The sequence below is a fragment of the Staphylococcus simulans genome, from assembly GCF_003043455.1.
Classification (GTDB): Bacteria; Bacillota; Bacilli; order Staphylococcales; family Staphylococcaceae; genus Staphylococcus; species Staphylococcus simulans_A.
Map to the genome: position 1 here is coordinate 1 of NZ_PZGG01000083.1, position 6,815 is coordinate 6,815.

At 29.7% G+C, this 6,815-nt stretch carries 10 protein-coding genes; 6 read left to right on the plus strand and 4 right to left on the minus strand.

Annotated elements, in window-relative coordinates; all coding sequences use genetic code 11:
- Positions 1 to 310: 310 nt before the first annotated feature.
- Both BU038_RS11210 and BU038_RS11215 read right to left on the minus strand, forming a co-directional pair.
- Positions 311 to 412, minus strand: a complete 102-nt coding sequence (locus tag BU038_RS11210; RefSeq protein WP_000228874.1) for a type I toxin-antitoxin system Fst family toxin — start codon at positions 410 to 412, stop codon at positions 311 to 313.
- A gap of 224 nt (positions 413 to 636) precedes the next feature.
- Positions 637 to 1,245 (minus strand): recombinase family protein, encoded by a 609-nt coding sequence (locus tag BU038_RS11215; protein ID WP_105980571.1) that lies wholly within the window; start codon positions 1,243 to 1,245, stop codon positions 637 to 639.
- A gap of 175 nt (positions 1,246 to 1,420) precedes the next feature.
- On the opposite strand from BU038_RS11215, the gene BU038_RS11220 reads away from it, so the two are divergent.
- Together BU038_RS11220 and BU038_RS11225 are read left to right on the plus strand one after the other, a co-directional pair.
- Positions 1,421 to 2,470: an ABC transporter permease gene (locus BU038_RS11220; protein ID WP_031919184.1), complete on the plus strand. Its 1,050-nt coding sequence runs from the start codon at positions 1,421 to 1,423 to the stop codon at positions 2,468 to 2,470.
- 12 nt (positions 2,471 to 2,482) lie between these two features.
- Positions 2,483 to 3,145, plus strand: coding sequence for an ABC transporter ATP-binding protein (locus tag BU038_RS11225; protein WP_023016137.1), 663 nt, complete (start codon positions 2,483 to 2,485; stop codon positions 3,143 to 3,145).
- A gap of 304 nt (positions 3,146 to 3,449) precedes the next feature.
- On the opposite strand, the gene BU038_RS11230 is transcribed toward BU038_RS11225, so the two are convergent.
- Positions 3,450 to 3,581 carry a beta-class phenol-soluble modulin gene (locus BU038_RS11230; RefSeq protein WP_023016136.1) on the minus strand — a complete coding sequence of 44 codons (132 nt, stop codon included), beginning with the start codon at positions 3,579 to 3,581 and terminating at the stop codon, positions 3,450 to 3,452.
- A gap of 40 nt (positions 3,582 to 3,621) precedes the next feature.
- Positions 3,622 to 3,699 (minus strand): alpha family phenol-soluble modulin, encoded by a 78-nt coding sequence (locus tag BU038_RS12845; protein ID WP_220453656.1) that lies wholly within the window; start codon positions 3,697 to 3,699, stop codon positions 3,622 to 3,624.
- 399 nt (positions 3,700 to 4,098) lie between these two features.
- Here BU038_RS12845 and BU038_RS11235 point away from each other — a divergent pair, with 399 nt between their 5' ends.
- From BU038_RS11235 to BU038_RS12695, 4 genes are all read left to right on the plus strand, one after another.
- Positions 4,099 to 4,677, plus strand: a complete 579-nt coding sequence (locus BU038_RS11235; RefSeq protein ID WP_023016135.1) for a hypothetical protein — start codon at positions 4,099 to 4,101, stop codon at positions 4,675 to 4,677.
- A gap of 117 nt (positions 4,678 to 4,794) precedes the next feature.
- Positions 4,795 to 6,147 carry a branched-chain amino acid transport system II carrier protein gene (gene brnQ / locus BU038_RS11240; RefSeq protein WP_031919186.1) on the plus strand — a complete coding sequence of 451 codons (1,353 nt, stop codon included), beginning with the start codon at positions 4,795 to 4,797 and terminating at the stop codon, positions 6,145 to 6,147.
- Positions 6,148 to 6,280: 133 nt separating this feature from the next.
- Positions 6,281 to 6,403 (plus strand): hypothetical protein, encoded by a 123-nt coding sequence (locus BU038_RS12760; RefSeq protein ID WP_259341276.1) that lies wholly within the window; start codon positions 6,281 to 6,283, stop codon positions 6,401 to 6,403.
- A gap of 15 nt (positions 6,404 to 6,418) precedes the next feature.
- Positions 6,419 to 6,619 (plus strand): DUF6007 family protein, encoded by a 201-nt coding sequence (locus BU038_RS12695; RefSeq protein ID WP_017176822.1) that lies wholly within the window; start codon positions 6,419 to 6,421, stop codon positions 6,617 to 6,619.
- The last annotated feature ends 196 nt before the right edge of the window (positions 6,620 to 6,815 follow it).

The following is a 6,815-nucleotide window of genomic DNA, read 5'->3' on the forward strand; positions in this document are numbered from 1 at the left end:
GTGTTAGTTAACTAAATTATCTATAAGGTATTGTTAAAAGTAATTGTATTATTTAGGTAGACCGTAAATGCATTCCAGATTGTCGACAAATCTTATATAGACTTGTTGACTTTTATATTAACTAAAAGACATTACTCGCTTAAATATAATGAGCATTAATAAAAACTCTATTTACCATATAGATACTAATTTTGCATTCTTCTACTAATTAGTGTTATAATTTAATTAACAAGAGCTTCGTACATTATATGCACCAATACCCTCACTATTGCGAGTAGTGAGGGTATTTTTAGGTGTTGGCTAATATCGCCTATTTTTTCTTATTATTACGTGTACGTAGCCAATGCGTAAATAACGCAACAATACAACCACTGATGACTGTGGTCGTGATGTGTACAAGAGCTTCGACCATCTGATATGCACCTCCTCTCTGCGTCTAAATTGACGCCTGAGAGATAGGCGACTTATATATTATATCATCTTCGAATATATGATAATAGTTAACTTCCGCTAAAAGTCCTATTATGTAAAGTAAAAAAGAGAGCGTGTTTGCTCTCTTTTTATTTTATTAATAAAATATTATAGTGATTTCTAGGATGCTATGAGATGATCTCATTTGCGTTGAAACAAGGTTTATTAAACCAAATCATTATCTTTTTTAATTCTGTAAATTGTCTGCCTTGTTATATTTACTTCTTTCGCAATTTTACTAATTGCTTGGCCTTCTTCTAACATTTCTACAACTCTATGATAAATAACACGTTTTTGAGGATCTTTAGCATTCGGTGCATAGAGTAAAGGACGTCCTTTATATACCCCTTTTTCTTTCGCAACTTTAATACCTTGTGCTTGTCTACGTTTACTTTCATTTCGTTCTTGTTCTGAAACCATTGCTAATATTTGGATGATTAAGTCTTTCATAAATTTATTTAATAAAGGATTGCCAATGACTTCATTCATCATAGGTAAACTAGTAATCATCAATTGGACTTCTTTATCTTTTAAATAATTAACTGTGTTAATCACTTCATCATAATTACGACCTAAGCGATCAATTGATTCTACTACAAATCTATCGCCCATTCTCACAAAGTTAAGTGCTTCTTGAAATATAGGTCTGTTTTCTACTGACTTTCCCGATTGTTTCTCTGTAAATATTTTCTCTACGCCAAATGTTTTCAAATTAGCTAGCTGTCTTTCTAAATTTTGGTCTATAGATGATACTCTCGCATAACCAACAATCATTGATTTCCACCTCATAATTAATATACACCCTAATCATACGTTCTAGTTATTGTAATTTCAATAACCTCATTTGTATGATTAGGGTGTACCATAATCATACAAAAACGTGATTCTAATATATATAAAAGCTTTTATTGTTATACTTATTGATATCGTGTTTAAAGGAGAGGATTAAATGTTTTTGGCATGGAACGAAATTAAATACAATAAGCTGAAATTTGGATTAATTATAGGCATTCTTGTATTAATTAGTTACTTACTTTTTTTATTATCTGGATTAGCGAATGGTTTAATTAATATGAATACAGAAGGTATTAAGAAGTGGCAAGCAGATGCAATTGTCTTAAATAAAGATGCTAATCAAACGGTACAACAATCAGTAATAACAACATCGGATGTTAAAGGGAAATTTAAAAAAGAGGCTCCTTTAAAGCAAATGGGCATTATCGCTTCAAAGGGAAATAGTAAAGAGAATGCGATACTCTTTGGGGTAACATCAAATTCATTCTTGATTCCGAAGATCAAGGAAGGCAAAGCGTTTAATAAAGATAATGAGGTTGTCATTGATCAATCATTGAAAGATAAAGGATTTAAAGTTAATGACATAATCAATTTATCTCAATCTGACGAGAAATTACATATCGTTGGAGTGTCAGAAAGTGCGAAATATAATGCTTCTCCTGTTATTTTTACTAATAATAAAACGGTGGAAAAAATTAACCCAGCATTATCGTCAGACAAAACCAATTCAGTAGTTGTCAAAGATAATAATTGGAATGATAAAAAGATAAATAGTGATTTAGAAGTGATTGGTATTGATGAATTTGTAGAAAATCTACCAGGTTATAAATCTCAAAATTTAACAATGAATTTCATGATTACATTTTTGTTTGTTATTTCTGCTACAGTTATTGGAGTATTCTTATATGTTATTACTCTACAAAAAAAGAGTTTATTCGGTGTATTAAAAGCGCAAGGATTTACGGATGGATTCTTAATGAAGATGGTGTTAGCACAAACCTTTATATTATCTTTAATTGGCTCATTAATTGGATTAATGTTGACCCTGCTTACAAGTCTAATTTTACCCAAAGCAGTACCGATTCAATTTGATGTTATAACACTTATTATTTTCGGCATTGTTCTGATACTTATTTCACTTGTGGGTAGTCTTTTCTCAGTACTATCTATTAGAAAAATTGATCCACTTAAGGTAATCGGATAAGGAGGTTTCATTATGTTAAAATTCGAGAAAGTGACAAAAGAATTTCAAGATGGAAATCATATGATTAAAGCAGTTAAACCAACATCATTATCTTTTGAAAAAGGCGATTTTATAGCTATTGTTGGTCCTTCTGGTTCTGGTAAAAGTACATTCCTAACAATGGCTGGTGCCTTACAAACACCTACATCTGGAGAAATTTATATTAACGATAAGAAAATCTCAAAAATGAATCAGAAAAAATTATCCAGAATGAGAATGAAAGAAATTGGATTTATATTACAAGCGACTAACTTAGTTCCATTCTTAACAATCAAACAACAATTTCACTTATTAAAGAGTTATAAAAAAGATGTGTTAAGTACTCAAGAACATGATAAATTGTTAGACGATTTAGGTTTGAAAGAAATCGAGAATAAATTACCTTCTGAAGTGTCAGGAGGACAGAAACAACGTGTTGCGATTGCTAAAGCAATTTATACACAGCCATCTATTATTTTAGCTGATGAGCCAACCGCATCACTCGATACTGAAAATGCGATGGCAGTTATGAAAATACTAAAAGAACAGTCTAAACAACGTCAAAAAATATGTATTATTGTTACTCACGATGAACGGTTAACTAAATTTTGCGACAAAATCTTTCATATGGAAGATGGTTACTTAACGCAAAAATAAAATGATTAAAGTATAAATATATTATCATCAATTAAAAATATTTAGATTTTTAACTATAACATCTACTTTAGATGAACGCCTGATTAATCGTATACAGACCGAACTAGCGAAGTTGATTTTTTAGTGTACTCTTTGATTGAGAGGAATCCTATCTGTATATCTATCAATCTTCAACAATATATTTGCTACAAGTACTTTACCAACATGTTAAAGTACTGCTTAACCATCTTTTTTGATTTTTCATCATAAATAATCAAAGTAGCCCCAACTCTTTAAAAAGTTGGGGCTACTTTAATTATTTATATTAGCCAAAGAAACCAGCAATAACATCAATACCTTGTGCTAATGCTTTAGCGATATTAGTTCCCATTGTTACCCAATCTTGCTCTAGACCTGATTGAACTGCTTGACTGATAGCATCTACAATACCTGACATAAAATATTTCCTCCTCTTGTATTAGAAATTCAATTTTAAGTTAAGCAAAAGTGTCAACGAGTGTCTTAATAAGTTTAATAATTCCGCCGATAATCTCAGCAACCATCATAAACTTCATCCCCTTTCGCTATCGTTAACTTTATTATACAAATTTTTTCTAGTTATAGTTTAAAATTCCCTAAATAATCATTTGAAGTTCCTAAGTGATTATTTAACCTAAATAATGTATTTATACCAGACGTAAAAGCATGCTTAAGTGTCTGAGTAGAATATTTTTGTTAAAGTTTCCTATAAAATCAACTTTGCAGCAGAACCAGAAAATTTATACGTAATAAAAAATATAGTTTTGAAAATAGTTATCATTTTTCTATCGATAAGTAAAAATTACTATTTATCACAAAAAAAGAAGTGGATAAATAGTAATTTTTCACTTAAACTATAGGGAGATATACTTTCGTTAAAAACACTATCGATATATTTATACCATAAGTTATACATATTAAGAGGAGAATACGAGATGTTTTTACTAGAATTCAAGCAATTTTCAACTAGAAAAATGGTGGGATTATTTAAGACAGAAGATGATATTAAGTCATGGATAAGTTCTATAGAAAATATAAAAATTTATAAGGAAAAAATTGATGGAAGGGTTATCACAGACTATTTTTTAGAATACATGGAAATTCCTTCATACTCAGAAATTAATTGGAAAGGCAGCAAGTTCATACTTAGTAAATATATGTTTTCTCCAGAAGAGGGGGATATATCAATAACTTGGGAAGAGTTAAATATAGTAGATGAAATTGAAGGAATAATTTCTGGACAAAGTAAAGTAGGTTCCTATGTTATTAATAATGATGAATTAGAAGATTATATTAAATCGTTAGAAGATATGAAAAATTACTTAATTAGATATTTTGAGAACAAGAATCATAATGTGGAAGTTTTAGGTCATGGATCAGAAGATGGAGAGTATATATTAGTAGATGATAAGTTTTTATGCCATTTGGAAGGTGATACCGTAACAAAATGGCAAGAAAAGAAATCTCCCAAAAGCTTCCTTGACAACTTCAACTATAATGACATCATTTCATAATAATTTCTATAAAGAACTAATCTTTATTATCTTAGAAGACTTAGGATTATAAACTTTCTCATTGATGCTTATTAATATATTATAGGTTTCAAAGATATAATAAAGGAGGGGATTTTTATGCACAATAAATTAACGTGGAAAGAAAATATGTATATCGGCTCTATGTTATTTGGATTATTTTTTGGAGCAGGAAATTTGATTTTTCCTATTCATTTAGGACAAGCCTCCGGCCCAAACGTCATATTAGCTAATATAGGCTTTTTAGTTACTGCAATAGGATTACCGTTTTTAGGAGTAATAGCAGCTGGTTTTTCACAAAAAAAGGATATTTTTGCAATATCAATGAAAGTTAATAGACACTATGCATATATCTTTACTATAACATTATACTTAGTGATTGGCCCAATATATGCTTTACCTAGGTTGGCATCTACATCATTTGAAGTTGGGTTATCTCCTTTTATTAGTCAAAGCTTATACAAGCCATTTCTTTTTATATTCAGTTTATTATTTTTCATATTAACTTGGGTGTTCTCAAGAAATACTGCAAAAATATTGGAATACATAGGGAAAATACTTAATCCTATTTTTGTATTTCTTTTAAGTATTATATTAACTTTGTCCTTTTTACAACCTATGGGTACAATCACTAGCGGCTCTATTTCTAATGAATATAAACAAACTCCTTTTTTTAAAGGTTTTGTAGACGGCTATAATACTTTAGATGCATTAGCAGCATTGGCTTTTGGGATGATTATTGTAAAAACCATAAAAGATATGGGGATCTCAGAACCATTAAATATAACTAGAGAAACAATTAAATCTGGAGCTATTAGTATGGTACTCATGGCATTAATATATAGTTTACTAGCTATTATCGGATCAATGAGCTTAGGAGAGTTTGAACCACATGAAAATGGCGGAATCACATTGACTCTTATTATTAAATACTACATAGGGGAATATGGCATGATATTTCTAGCAGTCATTATCACTATAGCTTGCTTAAAAACAGCTATTGGACTAAACGCTTCTTTTTCAGAAACATTTAGTAACTTATTCCCTAAATTTAATTATATTTTCTTTACTACTTTATCTTGTATTGTTTCTTTCTTAATATCGAATGTGGGTTTAACATACATCATTAAAATTTCAACTCCTATATTACTATTACTATATCCTTTAGCAATCGTATTAATTTTATTAGAAATTATAAACTTTAAATTCTTTTGTTCTAAGATTGTGTATAACTCTACTATATTATTCACTCTTTTAGCTGCAGTCATAGATGCTATTAAACATTGTCCACCTTTCATTTCTGACACAAATTTATTTGAGAGTATAACATCAGTGTTTGAGAAATATATACCTTTATCCTCAATAGGAATGGGATGGATTCCTCTATCTATTATAGGATTTATCTTTGGAGTTATCTTGAGGAAAATGTTAAATAATTATAACTATAGATAAATGGGTTCTGTTGCAAAGTACAGCAGTAGATAATGGTGTTACAACATATGCTATAAATAAAGCTGCACTTAAGTGGGCATGTATTTTCTCTAGTTATTCAGCTTGCATTGGGGTGTCATTAGGAGCTGGTGCTATGGTTAGCGGACCATTTGGTACTGCTACTGGATTCGCTGGAGGAGCTGCTTGTAGATACATTTTCCAAACAGCTGTTGAAAAATTCGGCGGGAAAGCTGCAGCATGTAAAGTACTCTCATAAAAAATAGGTGATCTTATGGAAAATCTAAAAAAATCTTTATTATCTTTAGGATGGTGGGATTTATTGTTTACTATCCCGATGTTCCTTTTATTTATATACTTACCGACCTATAATTTCTTAAGTATAGTATTAAATATTATTATTGTTTTCTTTTTTTCTATGGGACTAGTTTTAACAACTCATGCATTATGGAGATATATGAAAGGTCAAGATTAATCTTGACCTTTCATATCTTAAAATGATTGATGAAATCGACGAAGAAATTTGATTATAAATTTTGATATTCTTTTTAAAACGTTAGCGAAAAAGCTAGCGTTTTTTATGTTGGTTTTAAATTAGATATTTAAGCGTTTCATACAAAAAATACGAAAAAATGAATATCCTATTTATCCTAGATTCGTTAAATTCTAGG